Annotated in this window: 1 protein-coding gene; it reads left to right on the top strand. The window is 54.9% G+C overall.

The features are described 5' to 3' along the window. Positions 1 to 607 precede the first annotated feature (607 nt). Entirely contained in the window at positions 608 to 2,200 is a 1,593-nt protein-coding gene (locus NOM06_RS20695) for an ABC-F family ATPase (RefSeq protein WP_005351341.1), read from the top strand. Positions 2,201 to 2,554: the final 354 nt, after the last annotated feature.

Genomic DNA, 2,554 nt, shown 5'->3' on the forward strand with positions numbered 1-2,554 from the left:
TTGTCATTGAACACCTCAGGTCATGGTGGCGACTGTACCACCTAAAATGGTGTCCGGGATGATTAGACCACTACAAATTCAAGCTACCGAAGACAAACAGGACGAGAACAGTTCATCTTTTGCCCCCTGCGCTGAACGCGCTGCAGGATCAATTCAAGATAACTGGGGTACTTTTGGACGCAGAGATTGACATGCACCTAGCAGGTGGCATGATCGTGCGCCAAACATTGCGCCCAGTCTTCCGATCAACCAAAGTTGTGCCGGACAGGCCACCTTTTTACTCTGGTGTTTTCCTGGTGGCCCCATGGCAGGCAGCAATCAAGAAGTCTGGGGTTCGTTATCGCTGGGCCTACCAACTTAGGCATACTTATGCCAGTTGGAACATCACCGCTCACGGAAACCTTGCGTTCATAGCTGAACAGATGGGTCACAACTCTGCAAGAATGTTGCAAGAGGTCTATGGAAAATGGATCGAATCGGCCAGCCGAAGTGAGGTCGATTCTATCTGGAGTTCGATGCAAAAAAATGGGCATTTGCCCCAATAGCGCCCCCGAATTTTCAACCAGTGCAATAATGCGCTGATAATTAAGGAATTTTTTAACACACTATGCTTAGTAGCAACAACATCACCATGCAGTTCGGCGCCAAGCCGCTGTTTGAGAACATCAACGTCAAGTTTGGCGGCGGCAACCGCTATGGCCTTATCGGCGCCAACGGCTGTGGCAAGTCCACCTTTATGAAGATCCTCGGCGGTGATCTGGAGCCCACTGGCGGTAATGTGAGCCTGGACGTCAACGAGCGCATCGGGAAGCTGCGTCAGGATCAGTTCGCCTACGAAGATATGCGCGTACTGGACGTGGTCATGATGGGTCACACCGAGCTGTGGGCGGCCATCGCCGAGCGCGATGCCATCTACGCCAACCTCGAAGCGACCGACGACGACTACATGAAGGCCGCCGAGCTGGAAGGTCTGGTCGCCGAGTATGACGGCTATACCGCCGAATCTCGCGCAGGCGAACTGCTGCTGGGTGCCGGTATTCCCATCGAGCAGCACAACGGTCCAATGAGCGAAGTGGCCCCGGGCTGGAAACTGCGTGTGCTGCTGGCACAGGCGCTGTTCTCAAACCCTGACATCCTGCTGCTGGACGAACCGACCAACAACCTGGATATCAACACCATTCGCTGGCTGGAGCAGGTGCTCAACGAACGTGAAAGCACCATGATCATCATCTCTCACGACCGTCACTTCCTGAACTCCGTCTGTACCCACATGGCGGATCTGGACTACGGCGAGCTGCGCGTCTATCCGGGCAACTACGATGACTACATGCTGGCCGCCACTCAGGCGCGCGAACGTCTGCTGGCCGACAACGCCAAGAAGAAGGCCCAGATCGCCGATCTGCAATCCTTCGTCTCCCGTTTCAGTGCCAACGCCTCCAAGTCCAGCCAGGCGACCTCCCGCCTCAAGCAGATCGACAAGATCAAGATTGAGGAAGTGAAGGTCTCCAGCCGTCAGAACCCCTTCATCCGCTTCGAGCAGGAGAAGAAGCTCTACCGCAACATTCTGGAGATCGAAGGCCTGTCCAAAGGTTATGGCGAGGCGCCCCTGTTCAAGGGCCTCAACATGATGCTGGAAGTGGGTGAGAAGGTCGCCATTCTGGGTACCAACGGAATCGGTAAGTCCACCCTGATCAAGACGCTGGTCGGGGATCTGGCACCGGATACCGGTACCATCAAGTGGTCCGAGAACGCCCAGATCGGTTACTACGCTCAGGATCACGCCGAAGATTTCGACACCGATCTCAACGTGTTCGACTGGATGGCCCAGTGGAAACAGGAGAACGAAGACGAGCAGGCTGTGCGCTCCGTATTGGGTCGTCTGCTGTTCTCTCAGGACGACATCAAGAAGCCGGTCAAGGTGCTCTCCGGTGGTGAACAGGGCCGTATGCTGTTCGGCAAGCTGATGATGCAGCGTCCCAACATCCTGATCATGGATGAGCCGACCAACCACCTGGACATGGAATCTATCGAATCCTTGAACCTGGCCCTCGAGATGTATAAGGGCACCCTGATCTTCGTCTCCCACGACCGCGAATTCGTCTCCTCTCTGGCGACCCGCATCCTGGAGCTGAGCGAAGATGGTATCCGCGACTTCGGCGGCACCTACGAGGATTACCTGCGCACCCAGGGCGTGGTATAACCCCGCTCCTGCGCAAGTGCGCAATGCAAAGCCGGCACTCAGGTGCCGGTTTTTTTATATCCCGTTTTTGGACGACTGAGATGGCATATAACCGCGGTGTGAATACACGCCACAGGCAAAGCGAAAACAGTAGATAGCAGAGAACTGAGCTTGAGCGCCCCCTCGCACCCTCGCACCCAGATAAAAATGCTATCTCGGTGATATGTTGAAAGGCCCATGGTCGCCTAAATAAGGCTCTGTCCCAATTACGTGTTGAAAGGCTAATCTTGAAGTAGTATCCCGTCCTGAATAGGGTTTACACCTTTCCCCCCAATAAATGGAGAACCCGATGGGACAAGGTGTGAAACGGACACA

Origin of the sequence: Aeromonas sp. JL9, assembly GCF_024436075.1 — a bacterium.
Taxonomy (GTDB): Bacteria; Pseudomonadota; Gammaproteobacteria; order Enterobacterales; family Aeromonadaceae; genus Aeromonas; species Aeromonas veronii.